The following is a 13,919-nucleotide window of genomic DNA, read 5'->3' on the forward strand; positions in this document are numbered from 1 at the left end:
CGCCGGCCGTTTTGTTTGTCCGGCGACAGATTTAGAGCGTTTCCAGGAAAAGTACGCAGCGGTTTTCGGTCCGGAATGCGTAAAGAAACAAGAAGATAGAGCGTTTTCGCGATTCGAGGAAAAACGGAAATGCTCTAGGAAAAGTCCCCCGCGCCCACCGGCTTCGACACTGGCTCGCCTCACCGGCTTCCGTCAACGAGATAAGATCGGAGTTGCAGTCGCGCCCCCGGAGCGCTGACGGATTATTTCTCCGTCAGCTTCAGCTCGATCCGCCGGTTGGTGGCGCGAGCTTCCGGCGTATCGCCGGGTGCGATCGGCTGGAATTCACCGAAACCGGCGGCAACAAGCCTGTCGGAAGGAACACCCTGCGCGATCAGGAACTTGACGACGGCGATGGCGCGCGCCGACGATAGCGCCCAGTTGTCCGCATAGCGGCCATTGCCGGAGAGCGGCACATTGTCTGTATGACCGTCGACACGCAGCACCCAATTGATCTCCGGCGGGATTTCCTTGGCAAGATCGATCAATGCTGCCGCCAGCTTGGTCATTTCCGCCTGGCCGGCCGGATTGAGATCTGCGCCACCCGACGGAAACAACACTTCGGACTGGAAGACGAAACGGTCGCCGACGATGCGGATATTGTCGCGGTCCGAAAGAATTTCACGCAACCGGCCGAAGAAATCGGAGCGATAGCGGTTCAGTTCCTGCACCCGCTGGGCCAGCGCCACGTTCAGCCGCCGACCGAGATCGGCGATCTTGACTTGCGACGACTGATCCTTGGCCTCGGATGCTTGAAGCGCGGCCTCCACCGCAGCGATCTGGCTGCGCAGAGCGGCAATCTGCTGATTGAGGAGATCGACCTGGCTGAGTGCTCGAACACTTGCCTGCTTCTGCTCGTCAAGCTGCTGCGTCAGCGTGCCGACGCGTGTCTCTGCGGCCTGGCTGTTGCCGGAGCCTGCCGTAAGCAGTGCCTGCAGGCGCGAGCGTTCGCTCTCCGCTGAGGAAAGGGAAGCCTGCAGGTTGGCAACACTATCCTCGAGATCCTGCTTGCCGTTCTTCTCCAGCGCAAGCTGCTCGACCAGATCGTTGATGCGGCTGTTGAGGCGGTTGAGCACCTCGTCACGCCCCGAGATTTCACGGCTGAGAATAAACTGGCCGACGACGAAGACCGTCAGCAGGAACATGATGGCCATCAGCAGCGTCGACAACGCATCGACAAAGCCAGGCCAATAATCGACGGTTCGCTGGTGACGTCGGTTGCGGGCGAGCGCCATGGATTACTTGCTCCCGGTCTTCTCGGCATGGCCGATGCGATCGGCAAGACGGTCGAGCGTCCGGCGCATCGATTTCGCTTCTTCCTGCTGTGCCTCGATCCAGTCGCGCAGCATCTGCTGCTCGTTGCGCATGTTCTTGACCAGCCCCTGAATGCCTTCGGCAAGGTTCGCCATCGCCGTCACCGAACGTTGGCCGCCACCCTCATCCGTGATCTTTCGGAGATAGTCCGACAGCGCACGCATATCGTCCGACGAGGAGCCGGCAGCGGCATCGATAACAGGCGAAATATCGGAACCGACATCCGTGACGGAGGACAGCCAGTTTTCAAGCTCGGTATAGAAGCGGTTCTGCGCGCGTCCCGCCTGCAGGTCGAGAAAGCCGAGGATCAGCGATCCGGACAGGCCAAGCAGCGAGGACGAGAAGGCCGTGCCCATGCCGACCAGCGGACCGGAGAGGCCGGTTTTCAGGGCGCTCAGAATATCGCCGCTGTCGCCGGTGCCGGCATCAAGGCCTTGGATGACGTCGTTGATGGAACCGATCGTGCCGATCAGGCCCCAGAAGGTGCCAAGCAGGCCGAGAAAGACGAGAAGGCCGATGAGATAGCGCGAGGTATCGCGCGATTCGTCGAGGCGCGTGGCGATCGAGTCCAGGATGGAGCGCAGTGTCGCCGTGGAGAGCTGCATCGCACGGCGATTGCCGAGCAGCGCCCGCATCGGCGCCAGCAGCCGCGGATTGCGGCCGACCTTGTCGGCATTGCCCACGGCGCGGAAATGATTGAACCAGCGAACTTCCGGCCGCAGCATCAGCACATGATTGAAAACCAGAAGGATGCCGACGGCTAGCACCCCGAGGATCAGGCCATTGAGGCCGGGATTGTGCAGGAATGCAACCTGAGCCTGCCGGAACAGGATGGCAACGATGAAGCCGACGATGATCAGGAAAAGGACCATCGTCCAGAAGAAAGCCATAGGGCTTGAGAGCTTGTAGGCGTAACCGCCCGACACATTGTCGGTCGATCCCAGATCCGCCAGTTTCACATTTTCCATCATAGGCTCCGCCACCGCATTTTCTGCAGCCGGAGACTAGATCAACATTGTGCCGAATTGAAGAGACGGAAAGCACAAAACCGCCCGTTGGCAACAGACTGTTTTGCCGCGCAAAAAACTGGCGGAGGCTAACTTACTTCGTCGGGATCGGCCGCTTGACGACCTCGGCAAGCGCCTTCTGAATATGCTCATTGCCGCAAATGATCGAGCCGGTGTCGAGCATATCGGTGCCACCATCGACATCCGAGGCAAAGCCGCCGGCTTCGCGGATGAGCAGGATACCAGCAGCAATATCCCACGCGGACAGGCCGGTTTCCCAGAAACCGTCGAAACGGCCGGCAGCGACATAAGCCAGATCGAGCGATGCCGAGCCGAGACGACGGACACCGGCAACTTCGCCCATGACATGGCGCAGCTCGACGAGGAACTTGCCGTGATTGCCGCGCCCGAGATTCGGAACGCCGCAGCCGATGACGCTGTCGGACAGCACGCGGCGCGAGGCGACACGCAGGCGACGATCGTTGAGGAAGGCGCCGCCGCCGCGCTCTGCGGTATAGAGTTCATCCGTCGCCGGATTGAAGGTAACGCCGGCAACGATTTCGCCGTTGCGCTCAAGGGCGATCGAGACCGCAAACAACGGAATGCCGTGCAGGAAGTTGGTGGTGCCGTCGAGCGGATCGACGATCCAGCGATGAGCACCGTCCGTACCCTTGATCTCCTCGCCCTCTTCGCCGAGGAAACCGTAGGTCGGGCGGGCCTTCATCAGCTCGTCGCGGATGATCTTCTGCGCCTTGATGTCGGCCTGGCTGACGAAATCGCCCGGTCCCTTCACCGAAACCTGCAGGTTCTGCACTTCGCCGAAATCGCGGCTGAGCGACTTGCCGGCCTTAAGGGCAGCCTGAACCATGACATTGAGAAGAGCAGAACGGGCCATCGGGTTTCCTTGGATAATGCAGAAGGCGCTGACCGGGCCCAAAATCGGACCCCGGCGGAGCGGAGCGTCAGCGCGAATAAAAGATTGGCGGCCTCAAGACCATAAAATCGGGGGAATTTCAAGTGGCGAGGCGACAGCGCAGGCAAAGTGGTGCTGCGAGGCATGTCGTAAGACCGGATTAAGGCCCGCTATTTACCGTACGCGGCGGTATTTGTTGGCAGCGTCGATGGCCGCCTTCTGCTGGTAATCCTCGATGCCCTGATAGAAATCCTCAAGCTGCGGATCTTTCAGGCCGGCCCGACGGGATATGACATACCAGGTGGCCGCCGCCACTGGATCCTGTGTCGTGCCGATGGCATTGATATAGAGATGCGCCAGCTTGTTTTGCGCGACGACATTGCCGCGATAGGCTGCAACCCGCATCCAGTTGAAGCCGTTTTCGAGATCCTGCTTGCCTGCCGTGCCGTTGATAAGCCAGATGCCCATATCGAGCTGCGCGGTATCGAAACCGGCATTGGCAGCGCGCGACAGCCATTCCCGGGCCCGCGCCTTCTTTTCCGCCGGCAGATCGGGAAGGTTGAGATAGAGCTGCGAGACGGCATATTGCGCATCGGCAATGCCCTGCTCGGCGGATTTCTCATAATAGGGAAGCGCCATCTGCAACCCCTTCAATCCGGGGTTTTCGGCAGTGATCATCTGGGCCACGTTGAATTCGGCGGAGGCCTCTCCAGCATCGGCCGCCTTCCGCATCCATTCGTCCGCCTTTTTCCGATCGCGGGGGACGTCACGCCCTTCCACCAGGATCAGCGCGTATTTGAACATCGCTGTAGCATCGCCGCCCTCGGCCGCCTTGCTGTACCAGAAGGCGGCGTCCTTGGTATCGCGCTTGACGCCGAGGCCCTGCGTCATCAGCTCGGCAATCAGGGTCTGCGCGGCAGCATCGCCAAGCTGCGCCCGCGGCAAGGCTCTTTGAAAGGCGGTCAGGTAATAGCCGCGCTGGAAGGCGCCAAAGGCCTCGTCAATCTTGCCGGTGAAAGGCTTTTCCTGCGGCAGATCGGGTAGCTTCGCGCCCATGCGCTCGAATACGCCTACACCTGCCGACGGCTTGACATCGGTTTCTGCCTTGGGTTCGGCGCCTGGCTGGATCTTCTCGTTCTTGAAGGTGCTGACATCGGCATTCAGCGGCCGCGTGACGATGCTATTGTTCTCTTGCGGCGCGCCTTTGTCCGTTACCGCCGAACCATCATCGAGCTGCGCATTGTTTTCGGGCCGCGCACCCTTCTCGGCTTGCGTCGTGACGCCAGGCAGCGAGGTGTCGCTATTTCCCGATTGCGCCACTGCCAACAGCGGAAATGCCGCAAGCCCGATTGCGAGCGCGGCAAGAAAGGATCGATGGCAGAATCGTGGCTTTGACGACATGAAACGCTATCAATCCTCAAACCGTGGCGCTTTTTCGTCGAGAAGCGCATTCACTTCGGCAACGATGGAAGGCGCATTTGCGGGCTCGGCGAACACCGCCGCACGCAGCGCCACGAATTCGGCGCCCGTCAAGGCCACCTCCAGCGCCGATTTCGCATCCGTGCCGCCCATGATGATGCAGGGGATCTCGATCATCGAGGCCCACCATTCCCCCAGCGCCAGATTTTTCGGATGCGCCTCGGGCTTGATATCGCCGTCCAGCTTACCGAAGAAGATATAGTCGGGCCGCAGCTCGCCAACCTCCAGCGCGCTGTGCCTTTCGGTGGCGCTGCCGCCGCCGACGATCAGCTTCGGCACGAATTTCTCCACGGCATCCGCAAGCTCGGCGAGATTGCCAGCGATATGCAGTCCGTCGGCTTTCGCCCGCCCCGCCACGCGGCTATCGCCGGAAATCAAGGCTGCAGCGCCGGCGGCCTGAACGATCGGCACCAGCTTTTCCGCATGCTTCTGGAACGCAACGTCATCCAGTCCGTATTGGGGAATGATCACCGAGGCGACATCGCCGCCCCTGAGTGCATCAGCAACGACCTTCGCCTGTTCCTCGATATCGGCGATATCGGGGACGATGAGAACGAGGCGGCAACGATCTTCGGGCACGGTCATGCGAGCTTCCATGGTTTCGGCTTCCATCGTCAGCGACGGCTCACCGGTTCGATAGTCGTGAGTAAATCCGTTAGCTCTCTCTGACAAGAGGCAGCAATCGAAACGGGCAATCCATGGCGAAAGGCATGCTGTTATCGGCGCCGCTGCAGGCCCCATTCCACAATATATCATGCAGCGCACAATTAGCTTGCCGCACCCTGGCGTTTGACGTAGCTTTTCGCCATGTCGACCATGGATCCTTTCGCAGCCATCGCGGACCCGAACCGGCGCTACCTGCTGGAGGAGTTGCGCCGCGCACCCAAGACGGTCAACGAACTGGCGCAAGGCCTGCCGATCAGCCGCCCGGCTGTCTCGCAGCATCTCAAGGCATTGCTCGACAGCAATCTCGTTTCAGTGACCAATGAAGGTACGAAGCGCATATACGCGGTCAACAGCCGCGGCTTCGATAAGCTCAATTTATGGCTGGATCAGTTCTGGTCCTGAAAGTCGGGCCTTCGCCTTCGTGACTTCAGTGAATTTGCGGAATTCGCCAGCAGATATCATCGAAGCTGACGCTCGCGGCATTTGCTACATAAGAAGGGAAAATTGCGCCAACCCCTACCCCGTACGATATGACGTTGGCGCATCCGCTTTGACGGAAATACTCATCGAATCTTGATTGCGAAATTGCTTCAGGATCTTTCGATCTGCATCTTGCCCCCAAGATCGATGTTTTGATCTCTACAAGCGTTGCGTCAGTGAACCGACGAACGCAGACGCTGGATTTCGTCTTTGACTCGCAATTTCCTGCGCTTGATATCAGCTATCGTGATATCATTGATAGAGGGAGACGTCAGTGCCAGATGCAGCTCCTCCTCAAGAGCGACATGTTTCTTTTCGAGCGATTCAAGATGAGCTTGAACAGTCATATGACCCTTCCTTCCTCTTTAAGGGCCCCGACCATCCATTCGCCAGGGCTCTAGGTGTCAACCTTCCCACTGTGCCATAATATCGAGCCCTTGTCGAAGGTGAAAACGTGGCCTATAGGCGGCAAATTCGTGATGAAGGATAACTTCCCGTTATCGCCATTTGGTGATAGGAGCTTGCGGGATTTACAAGGCGGAAGGGATGCGATTCCGCGAGATGCTGGGGAAATGAACATGGCCGATCAGGAACAGGCGGAAATCAGGCTGATCGTGGCGCGGCTGCGCCAGGAACACGAAGATTATGACGCCGCAATCAATGCCATGATCCAGACGGGCTGCGAAGCCCTTCGCATCCAGCGCATGAAGAAGAAGAAGCTCGTCATCAAGGACAAGCTTTCCAAGCTGGAAGACCAGATCATTCCCGACATCATAGCCTGAGGAGCATAACGCGACGATGATGACCGAAAGACCGCCTGTCGCCATCATTATGGGAAGCCAGTCCGACTGGGAAACCATGAAAAATGCCGCAGACACTCTGGAAACCTTGGAGATCACCTATGATGCGCGCATCATTTCCGCCCATCGCACGCCCGACAGGCTGGTGAGTTTCGCCAAGGGCGCAAGGGACGAAGGCTTCAAGGTCATCATTGCCGGCGCCGGCGGCGCAGCTCATCTTCCCGGCATGGCCGCATCCATGACGCCGCTGCCGGTTTTCGGCGTGCCGGTGCAATCGCGTGCGCTGTCCGGACAGGATAGCCTGCTCTCCATCGTGCAGATGCCGGCAGGCATCCCCGTCGGGACGCTGGCGATCGGCAAAGCCGGTGCGGTCAATGCCGCCCTTCTTGCCGCCGCCGTCCTGGCGCTCGGCGACGAAGAGATCGCCGACCGGCTCGACGAATGGCGGGCGCGACAGAGCGCCGCCGTTGCCGAATATCCGATGGACGACCTATGACCGAAAAGACGATCGGCATCATCGGCGGCGGCCAGCTTGGCCGCATGCTGGCCATGGCGGCCGCGCGCCTGAACTTTCGCACCATCATCCTCGAACCGCAGGTCGATTGTCCGGCTGCGCAGGTCGCCAGCGAGCAGATCCTCGCCGCCTATGACGATGCGGCCGCGCTGGCCGATCTGGCGAAGCGGTGCGATGTCGTAACCTACGAATTCGAAAACGTTCCGGTTTACGCTGCCGAAAAGCTTGCTGCAGACGTTGCCGTCTATCCGCCGCCAAAAGCGCTCGAGATGGCGCAGGACAGGCTGACAGAGAAGCGCTTCATCAATGGCTGCGGCATTCCGACCGCCCGCTTCCATGCCGTCGACAGCCAAGCCGACCTCGAAGCCGCGCTCGCCGATTTCGGCGGCCAGGGCGTGCTGAAGACCCGTCGCCTCGGCTATGACGGCAAGGGCCAGCGCGTCTACCGCTCCGCCGCGGACCGCGCCGATGGCGGCTATGCGGCCTTGGGCGGTGTACCCCTTATTCTCGAAAGCTTCGTATCCTTCGAGCGCGAGATTTCGATCATCGCCGCACGCGGCATTGACGGAACGGTCGCCTGCTACGATCCGGCTGAAAACATCCATCGCGGCGGTATCCTCCATACGTCCACGCTGCCTGCCAAAATTTCGGAGCGGACGGCAGCAGTCGCGCGCACGGCTGCGGAAAAGATCCTGACAGCGCTCGGCTATGTCGGCGTGATCGGCATCGAGTTCTTCGTGCTCGCCGATGGGAGCCTGATCGCCAACGAAATGGCGCCGCGCGTGCACAATTCCGGCCACTGGACGGAAGCCGCCTGCATCATCTCGCAATTCGAGCAGCATATCCGCGCAGTCGCCGGCCTGCCGCTCGGAAATCCTCAGCGCCATTCGAACTGCATCATGACGAATCTGATCGGCGACGACATTTTGGCACTGCCGGAATGGCTGCGCCTTGACGATGCGCTTGTGCACCTCTACGGCAAGAGCGAAGCGCGCCCCGGCCGCAAAATGGGCCATGTTACACAGCTTCTCCGCTAACAGCTGCGGGAAAAAGCCCCTGACATGGTTGACAGGCCCCAGGCGACAGGGTATTTGCTCCCCACCCTAAAGAGCGCGCCCCGAGCGCGCTTTTGATTGTTAAAAGATACGGGCGAATGTGACATTCCCCCTCGAACATCGCGGATCAGAAAAATGAAGATCAAGAATTCGCTCAAGTCGCTTAAGGCGCGTCACCGTGACAACCGTCTGGTCCGCCGCAAGGGCCGCATTTACATCATCAACAAGCTGAACCCGCGCTTCAAGGCTCGTCAGGGCTGATTGGCGCGCGGCTCCCATCCCATGGATCGGGCGCTCAGTTTTAGTTGATCGCATCAAATTTGTTTTTGATCTTCGACATTGGCGGGCTACTATGCCCGCCATGCGCGTTTTAGCTTTGTCATATCTAGCCCTGCCGATTCTGCTTGCTCTGACTGCCTTCGCACCTCATGCAGCGTTGGCGGATGAGCCGGTTGCTGTGGAAAAGAAGGATCCCAGTGCTTCCTCCGGCAGCCTCTCGCCCAAGCAGCAGCTCGACAATCTGTTCACGGCGCTGAAGCGCCAGCGAGATCCCGATCAGGCGGGCCTGATCGCAGATCAGATCAATGCCGAGCTCAGCGATTCCGGCAGCGCCACGATCAATCTCCTGATGCAATGGGCCGACAAGGCTATCCTGGACAAGCGCAGCGCCGCTGCCATGGATTATCTCGATCAGGTGATCTCACTGAAGCCCGACTATTGCGAAGGCTGGAACAGGCGCGCGACGCTGAATTTCGCCATCGGCGACTATCGCAAGTCGATGGAAGACATCAATCAGGTCCTGCGCATTGAGCCACGCCATTTCGGCGCGCTGGCCGGCATGGCGACGCTGCTGACCGAACGCGGCAACGATGCACTCGCGCTCAGGGCCTGGGAGCGCTTTCTGGAAGTTTATCCGGCGAATCGCTCGGCGCAGGAAGAAGCAAGCAAACTCTCGGAAAAGATTGCCGGCAGCCGTACCTGATCCCCTACCAAGGGGTGACCATCTTCCGTTGCGGAAACCACCCCAAAAGGGATGAAATGCCGCAGCGCTGCACTAGATTAGTGGTTTGCGATATTTGATCCGTGCCGCGATGATCGATTCTCTACTCACCGCCATTATCACGTTTGTTGTCTTTGCTGCGGGCTTTTCCGCCTACAAGACGCGTGCGATCGAGCAGACCTATCCGAATATCGGCGAGCTGACTGACATCGGCGGCTATCGTTTGAACGCCGTGCATCTGCCGCGCCCGGCGACCGCGGATCTCCCCGCATTGGTCTTCATCCATGGCGCCAGTGGTAATCTGCGCGATCAGTTCGCAGCCTTTGCGGCACCTTTAAGCGGCCGCGCCGAGATGCTGTTCGTCGACCGTCCAGGGCATGGTTACTCCGAACGCGGAACGGCTGAAAACGCCCTTCCCTCCGGCCAGGCCGATGCCGTCGCCAGGTTGATGGACAAGCGCGGCATCAAGAGCGCCATCATCATCGGCCATTCCTTCGGCGGTGCGATTGCTGCCGCTTTCGGCATGCGTCATCCCGAGAAGACAGAGGGGCTGCTGTTTCTGGCACCTGCCACCCACCCTTGGCCCGGCGGCGTCGATTGGTATTACACGCTCGCCGCCATGCCTTTCTTGGGCTGGCTCTTCACGCATTTGTTTGTCATCCCGCTTGGCCTGCGCAGGGTCGAGACCGGCACGCTCAGCATCTTCCGTCCGAACGCGCGACCCGCAGACTATATCATCAAGACGGCGCCGGAGCTGGTGTTGCGGCCACAGACCTTCCGCAACAACGCGGCTGACGTGGTCAACCTCCTTGCCTATGTCTCCGCTCACGCCCCGCGCTATCGCGAGATCAAGGCGCCTACTGTCATCATTACCGGCGACAGCGACGATATCGTACTGGAGGAATTGCATTCGCGCGGGCTTGCGCGGGATATTGTGGGTGCCGAACTCGTCACCATCCGCAACCTCGGTCACAAGCCGGACTACGTCACGACCGATGTCGCAATCGCCGCGATGGAACGATTGGCAGGCCAGCCGCGCGATCTGCAAGTGCTTGCCGCACAGGCGGAAATCCGGATCGCCGACCTGACGGAAGAATCAGCTGAGCCCAGCGCTGTCTCTCAGGCCGTGACGACCTCGTAGCCAGGCATGTCCTCGAATATCCGGCTCTGCGGCACAGCCTCGACCGCCTGCCGCACCGCCTGCAGCATGATCGATGCCAGTCGTTCCGTCGCAGGGCTCGTCTCTGCCTCGGCGCGATGCAATACGAGATCCAGCTTCGGCAAGGCCGGCAGCCCGGCTTGCCCTGGCGTCAGTTGCCGTACCTTCGGAGGCAGGCCGAGCGGGGTGCGCAGCGCCAGGCCGAGGCCCGCCGCCGTTGCCGCCCAAAGGCCTCCGAGGCTGGGGCTGACAAAAGATATCCGCCAGCCTATGCCGGCGCGATCGAGCGTCTTTGTGGCGATGTTGCGTAGCAGGCAGGGCGCCTCGAGCGAGGCAAGCGGCATGGCCTCGCCGCTGTCGGCATGCCATTGCACGTCACCATTCGCCGGACCGACCCAGCAGAGCGGCACTTCAGCGATACGATCCGTATGGGCCGTGCGGAAGCCATCGCTCCAGGCGAGTGCCAGATCGAGCTTGCCTGACGTCACCCGCTCGACCAATTCCACATTACGCACGACGCGCGCCTCGATGCGCACCTTTGGATGGGCGCGCGCGAAACGTCCGAGCACGTCGGGTAGCAGCGTTTCCCCGAAATCCTCCTGCAATCCCAGGCGCACCCAACCCTCAAGCTCGGTCCCGTGCAGCGCGGTAGCCGCCTCGTCATTCAGGTCCAGCAGACGTCTGGCATAGCCGAGCAGGGTCTCGCCGGCATCGGTCAGCGCCAGCCCTCGGCCCGCCTTGCGGAAGATCGGCGTCCCCGCCTGCTCTTCCAGCTTCTTGAGTTGGGCGCTGACCGCAGAGGTCGAGCGCCCGAGCCGGTCTGCCGCCTTGGCATAGCTGCCGAGATCCATGCCGGTGACGAAGCTGCGCAGCACATCGAGATCGAAAATAATCTTCCGCATGGATAACCATCCATATTTTTAGGACTATAAATCCATAATTATCTGATTTTCGGGATGATTATCTGCTGGCATTCTATGATCGTCAAGTGACACGGAAACAGGAGCATCCCATGCCATTCACCCGCATCACCCTTCTGCGCGGCAAGTCGCCGGAATATCTCAGGGCACTGTCGGACAATTTCCACCGTGCTCTGGTCGAAGCCTTCGACGTGCCGCCCACCGATCGCTTCCAGGCCATTCATCAGCTTGAGCCGCACGAACTCGTCTTCGATCGGACCTATTTCGCCAGCACCCCACGCTCGGACAACTACGTCTTCTTCGATGTCACCATCGGCAAGCCGCGCAGCACGGAGGTGAAGAAAGCTTTCTATCACCGGGTCGCCGAACTTCTTGGCGACGCGCCTGGCGTCCGTCCCGAAGACATCATGATCACGATTACGACGGCAACGCGCGAGGACTGGTCTTTTGCCGACGGTCGCGCGCAGATGATCGAACAGGTCTGAGAGCGATGCCCCAGGCCACATCGACCCAATCGCCCGCTGTTCACCGTGCCGGCACGAATATGCGGCCATCGCCCGAAGGCATCGCCACCGCCTCCTTCTTGGTGGAGCCGCTCGTGGAGAGCAGTGAAGACGGTGGGCTGACCGCGATGCGCTGCGCACTCGAGCCCGGCGTCATGACCCGCTGGCATACGCATCCGCACGGACAGATCCTCTATGTCCTGTCCGGCGTCGGCCTTGCCGAACGCTTCGGCGGCCCGACCGAAGAGCTGTATGCCGGCGATTGCATCAGCTTCGCACCGAACGAGCGCCATCGGCACGGCGCGACGCCGGAGAACGCCTTTTCCTATATCAGCATCCAGGCGGCGCAGGATGGAAGCGCCGTGACCTGGCTGGAGGAATGACCATGATCGCCATGCAATATGATTTCCCCCTGCCCGCGGATTACGACATGGCGATCATTGATCGCCGCATCCGCGAGAAAGGTCCCCTGCTCGACAATCTCCCGGGCCTGAAGTTCAAAGCCTACCTGACGGCAAGAAAGGGCGATGCTGTTACAGGGAGCAGGCAGAATCTCTATTCCCCCTTCTACGTCTGGCAGCAAGAGGAAGGCCTGAGCGACTTCGTCTGCGGTCCCGGCTTCCTGGCTCTGACCGAGAATTTCGGCCGTCCCCAGGTCAATACCTGGATCGTCTGGCACGCTGATACGGCTACGGATATTCGCAGCGCCAAGCTCGCCACGCGCGAGGTGGTCGCAATCGAGCCAGACGCATCGCTTGCCGACCTGCGAGGAGAAGAGAGCAAAGCCGTGGCCCAAGCGCTGTCGAATGGCAGCTCGCTCGCCTCGGTCGTCGCCTTCGAGCCGAGCCACTGGACGTTGGTGCGCCTCCATCTCTTGGCCGAGCCACCAAAAGATCCGGCCCAATCCGGGCTTCAGATCTATAATATCGGGCATCTCTCGCTGCCTGGCGGCGCCTGAAGTGTCACGGGGACAATCTCCTTGTTTTAAAGGAAAGGCGGGCGCTCTATGGATGGAAAGTCTTTCTGAATCAGAAGAGTGATCCCTCCATGGTCGATATCGCAATGATCGAAGCCGCCCGCACTCGCCTCGGCGGTCGGGCCCGGCGCACGCCGCTTCTCTCCTCGCCCTTTCTCGATGAGATCGCCGGTCGCCGCCTGTTCGTTAAGGCTGAATGCCTGCAGCATTCCGGCTCCTTCAAGTTTCGCGGCGGCTGGTCGGCGGTTTCGGCGCTGGAACCGGCTGTGCGCGCCAGGGGCGTCATCGCCTTCTCGTCCGGCAACCACGCACAGGGCGTGGCACTGGCAGCAAAGCTGCACGGCGTCCCCGCTGTCATCATTATGCCGACGGATGCTCCGAAGCTGAAGATCGCCAATACCCGCGCCTTTGGCGCCGAGGTCGTACTCTATGATCGCGTCAAGGAAGATCGCGACGAGATCGGCGCACGCATTTCCAGGGAGCGTGGCCTGACGCTCATCAAGCCCTTCGACGAGCCGCAGGTAATCGCCGGCCAGGGAACGACCGGGCTGGAAATCGCCGAACAGGCCGCCGAAGAAGGCATCGAGGCTGCAAGCGTGCTCGTCCCTTGCGGTGGCGGCGGCCTGACCTCAGGCATCGCGCTCGCACTCGAATCCCGTGCACCAGGCCTGAAGGTGCATCCATGCGAACCTCAGGATTTCGACGATACCGCCCGCTCGCTGGCATCCGGCAAGATCGAGCGCAATGCCGCGCTGCAGGGCTCGATCTGCGACGCCATTATCACCCCGCAGCCGGGCAACATCACCTTTCCGATCCTGAAGCGCCTCTGCGGCCCCGGCCTCGTCGTCACCGACGAAGAAGCGCAGAAAGCTATGGCGCTCGCCTTCACCCGCTTGAAGATCGTCGTGGAACCGGGCGGCGCCGTCGCACTGGCCGCAGCGCTTTTCCACAGCAATGATGTCGATGGCGATACGGTGATCGCCGTCACCTCAGGCGGCAATGTCGACAGGGATGTCTTCGAAGCGGCGCTGAGCCGCCACTAAAGCAATTCCAGAAAAACTGCGCAGCGGTTTTCCGCCCGGAATTGCGCGAAA

At 60.6% G+C, this 13,919-nt stretch carries 18 protein-coding genes; 11 read left to right on the forward strand and 7 right to left on the reverse strand.

What is annotated here, in order from left to right:
• Nucleotides 1-242: 242 nt before the first annotated feature.
• The 5 genes from QD409_RS15575 to QD409_RS15595 form a co-directional block, all read right to left on the reverse strand.
• Nucleotides 243-1,274: a peptidoglycan -binding protein gene (locus QD409_RS15575; RefSeq protein ID WP_430763051.1), complete on the reverse strand. Its 1,032-nt coding sequence runs from the start codon at nt 1,272-1,274 to the stop codon at nt 243-245.
• 3 nt (nt 1,275-1,277) lie between these two features.
• Complete coding sequence (locus QD409_RS15580) at nt 1,278-2,321, reverse strand: flagellar motor protein MotA (protein WP_092850649.1); 1,044 nt, start codon at nt 2,319-2,321, stop codon at nt 1,278-1,280.
• Nucleotides 2,322-2,454: 133 nt separating this feature from the next.
• On the reverse strand, nt 2,455-3,255 hold the full coding sequence (locus tag QD409_RS15585) for an inositol monophosphatase family protein (RefSeq protein WP_092850651.1): 801 nt from the start codon (nt 3,253-3,255) through the stop codon (nt 2,455-2,457).
• A gap of 192 nt (nt 3,256-3,447) precedes the next feature.
• Nucleotides 3,448-4,674 (reverse strand): tetratricopeptide repeat protein, encoded by a 1,227-nt coding sequence (locus tag QD409_RS15590; protein WP_092850658.1) that lies wholly within the window; start codon nt 4,672-4,674, stop codon nt 3,448-3,450.
• A 9-nt stretch (nt 4,675-4,683) separates the two neighbouring features.
• Complete coding sequence (locus tag QD409_RS15595) at nt 4,684-5,337, reverse strand: thiamine phosphate synthase (protein WP_092850847.1); 654 nt, start codon at nt 5,335-5,337, stop codon at nt 4,684-4,686.
• 222 nt (nt 5,338-5,559) lie between these two features.
• Here QD409_RS15595 and QD409_RS15600 point away from each other — a divergent pair, with 222 nt between their 5' ends.
• Nucleotides 5,560-5,820 (forward strand): ArsR/SmtB family transcription factor, encoded by a 261-nt coding sequence (locus tag QD409_RS15600; RefSeq protein ID WP_034476040.1) that lies wholly within the window; start codon nt 5,560-5,562, stop codon nt 5,818-5,820.
• Nucleotides 5,821-6,071: 251 nt separating this feature from the next.
• Here QD409_RS15600 and QD409_RS15605 read toward each other — a convergent pair whose 3' ends face one another.
• The gene (locus QD409_RS15605) at nt 6,072-6,245 is read right to left on the reverse strand and encodes a YdcH family protein (RefSeq protein WP_037151622.1); all 174 of its coding nucleotides are present in this window, start codon (nt 6,243-6,245) and stop codon (nt 6,072-6,074) included.
• 231 nt (nt 6,246-6,476) lie between these two features.
• Between QD409_RS15605 and QD409_RS15610 the strand changes: the two genes are divergently transcribed.
• The 6 genes from QD409_RS15610 (at nt 6,477) to QD409_RS15635 (ending at nt 10,408) form a co-directional block, all read left to right on the forward strand.
• Complete coding sequence (locus QD409_RS15610) at nt 6,477-6,680, forward strand: YdcH family protein (protein ID WP_037151625.1); 204 nt, start codon at nt 6,477-6,479, stop codon at nt 6,678-6,680.
• A gap of 19 nt (nt 6,681-6,699) precedes the next feature.
• Nucleotides 6,700-7,194: a 5-(carboxyamino)imidazole ribonucleotide mutase gene (purE, locus tag QD409_RS15615; RefSeq protein WP_092850848.1), complete on the forward strand. Its 495-nt coding sequence runs from the start codon at nt 6,700-6,702 to the stop codon at nt 7,192-7,194.
• Nucleotides 7,191-8,249 carry a 5-(carboxyamino)imidazole ribonucleotide synthase gene (locus tag QD409_RS15620; protein WP_092850665.1) on the forward strand — a complete coding sequence of 353 codons (1,059 nt, stop codon included), beginning with the start codon at nt 7,191-7,193 and terminating at the stop codon, nt 8,247-8,249. Before purE ends, QD409_RS15620 begins: the two co-directional genes overlap by 4 nt.
• Nucleotides 8,250-8,402: 153 nt before the next feature.
• Nucleotides 8,403-8,528: a type B 50S ribosomal protein L36 gene (ykgO, locus tag QD409_RS15625; protein WP_003566454.1), complete on the forward strand. Its 126-nt coding sequence runs from the start codon at nt 8,403-8,405 to the stop codon at nt 8,526-8,528.
• A gap of 91 nt (nt 8,529-8,619) precedes the next feature.
• On the forward strand, nt 8,620-9,249 hold the full coding sequence (locus QD409_RS15630) for a hypothetical protein (RefSeq protein ID WP_092850671.1): 630 nt from the start codon (nt 8,620-8,622) through the stop codon (nt 9,247-9,249).
• 109 nt (nt 9,250-9,358) lie between these two features.
• Nucleotides 9,359-10,408 (forward strand): alpha/beta fold hydrolase, encoded by a 1,050-nt coding sequence (locus QD409_RS15635; protein WP_092850849.1) that lies wholly within the window; start codon nt 9,359-9,361, stop codon nt 10,406-10,408.
• Here QD409_RS15635 and QD409_RS15640 read toward each other — a convergent pair.
• Nucleotides 10,387-11,328, reverse strand: coding sequence for a LysR substrate-binding domain-containing protein (locus tag QD409_RS15640; protein WP_092850674.1), 942 nt, complete (start codon nt 11,326-11,328; stop codon nt 10,387-10,389). The genes QD409_RS15635 and QD409_RS15640 overlap by 22 nt on opposite strands.
• Before the next feature lie 110 nt (nt 11,329-11,438).
• Between QD409_RS15640 and QD409_RS15645 the strand changes: the two genes are divergently transcribed.
• The 4 genes from QD409_RS15645 to QD409_RS15660 all read left to right on the forward strand — a co-directional run bounded on the left by QD409_RS15645 (nt 11,439) and on the right by QD409_RS15660 (nt 13,868).
• The gene (locus tag QD409_RS15645; RefSeq protein ID WP_092850677.1) at nt 11,439-11,831 is read left to right on the forward strand and encodes a tautomerase family protein; all 393 of its coding nucleotides are present in this window, start codon (nt 11,439-11,441) and stop codon (nt 11,829-11,831) included.
• Nucleotides 11,832-11,836: 5 nt separating this feature from the next.
• Complete coding sequence (locus QD409_RS15650; RefSeq protein WP_092850680.1) at nt 11,837-12,232, forward strand: cupin domain-containing protein; 396 nt, start codon at nt 11,837-11,839, stop codon at nt 12,230-12,232.
• A 2-nt stretch (nt 12,233-12,234) separates the two neighbouring features.
• On the forward strand, nt 12,235-12,807 hold the full coding sequence (locus tag QD409_RS15655) for a DUF4865 family protein (RefSeq protein WP_092850683.1): 573 nt from the start codon (nt 12,235-12,237) through the stop codon (nt 12,805-12,807).
• 89 nt (nt 12,808-12,896) lie between these two features.
• Complete coding sequence (locus QD409_RS15660; RefSeq protein ID WP_092850686.1) at nt 12,897-13,868, forward strand: threonine ammonia-lyase; 972 nt, start codon at nt 12,897-12,899, stop codon at nt 13,866-13,868.
• The last annotated feature ends 51 nt before the right edge of the window (nt 13,869-13,919 follow it).

Source organism: Rhizobium sp. BR 315, assembly GCF_050577975.1.
Classification (GTDB): Bacteria; Pseudomonadota; Alphaproteobacteria; order Rhizobiales; family Rhizobiaceae; genus Rhizobium; species Rhizobium miluonense.

Excerpts from the sequence above, each read along its gene's own strand:
- QD409_RS15600 (WP_034476040.1), top strand. The coding sequence starts at position 5,560 with ATGTCGACCATGGATCCTTTCGCAGCCATCGCGGACCCGAACCGGCGC.
- QD409_RS15605 (WP_037151622.1), bottom strand. The coding sequence starts at position 6,245 with ATGACTGTTCAAGCTCATCTTGAATCGCTCGAAAAGAAACATGTCGCT.
- QD409_RS15635 (WP_092850849.1), top strand. The coding sequence starts at position 9,359 with ATGATCGATTCTCTACTCACCGCCATTATCACGTTTGTTGTCTTTGCT.
- QD409_RS15660 (WP_092850686.1), top strand. The coding sequence starts at position 12,897 with ATGGTCGATATCGCAATGATCGAAGCCGCCCGCACTCGCCTCGGCGGT.
- QD409_RS15630 (WP_092850671.1), top strand. The coding sequence starts at position 8,620 with ATGCCCGCCATGCGCGTTTTAGCTTTGTCATATCTAGCCCTGCCGATT.
- QD409_RS15595 (WP_092850847.1), bottom strand. The coding sequence starts at position 5,337 with ATGACCGTGCCCGAAGATCGTTGCCGCCTCGTTCTCATCGTCCCCGAT.
- QD409_RS15590 (WP_092850658.1), bottom strand. The coding sequence starts at position 4,674 with ATGTCGTCAAAGCCACGATTCTGCCATCGATCCTTTCTTGCCGCGCTC.
- QD409_RS15645 (WP_092850677.1), top strand. The coding sequence starts at position 11,439 with ATGCCATTCACCCGCATCACCCTTCTGCGCGGCAAGTCGCCGGAATAT.
- QD409_RS15620 (WP_092850665.1), top strand. The coding sequence starts at position 7,191 with ATGACCGAAAAGACGATCGGCATCATCGGCGGCGGCCAGCTTGGCCGC.
- QD409_RS15655 (WP_092850683.1), top strand. The coding sequence starts at position 12,235 with ATGATCGCCATGCAATATGATTTCCCCCTGCCCGCGGATTACGACATG.
- QD409_RS15650 (WP_092850680.1), top strand. The coding sequence starts at position 11,837 with ATGCCCCAGGCCACATCGACCCAATCGCCCGCTGTTCACCGTGCCGGC.
- QD409_RS15580 (WP_092850649.1), bottom strand. The coding sequence starts at position 2,321 with ATGGAAAATGTGAAACTGGCGGATCTGGGATCGACCGACAATGTGTCG.
- QD409_RS15640 (WP_092850674.1), bottom strand. The coding sequence starts at position 11,328 with ATGCGGAAGATTATTTTCGATCTCGATGTGCTGCGCAGCTTCGTCACC.
- QD409_RS15575 (WP_430763051.1), bottom strand. The coding sequence starts at position 1,274 with ATGGCGCTCGCCCGCAACCGACGTCACCAGCGAACCGTCGATTATTGG.
- purE (WP_092850848.1), top strand. The coding sequence starts at position 6,700 with ATGACCGAAAGACCGCCTGTCGCCATCATTATGGGAAGCCAGTCCGAC.
- ykgO (WP_003566454.1), top strand. The coding sequence starts at position 8,403 with ATGAAGATCAAGAATTCGCTCAAGTCGCTTAAGGCGCGTCACCGTGAC.
- QD409_RS15610 (WP_037151625.1), top strand. The coding sequence starts at position 6,477 with ATGGCCGATCAGGAACAGGCGGAAATCAGGCTGATCGTGGCGCGGCTG.
- QD409_RS15585 (WP_092850651.1), bottom strand. The coding sequence starts at position 3,255 with ATGGCCCGTTCTGCTCTTCTCAATGTCATGGTTCAGGCTGCCCTTAAG.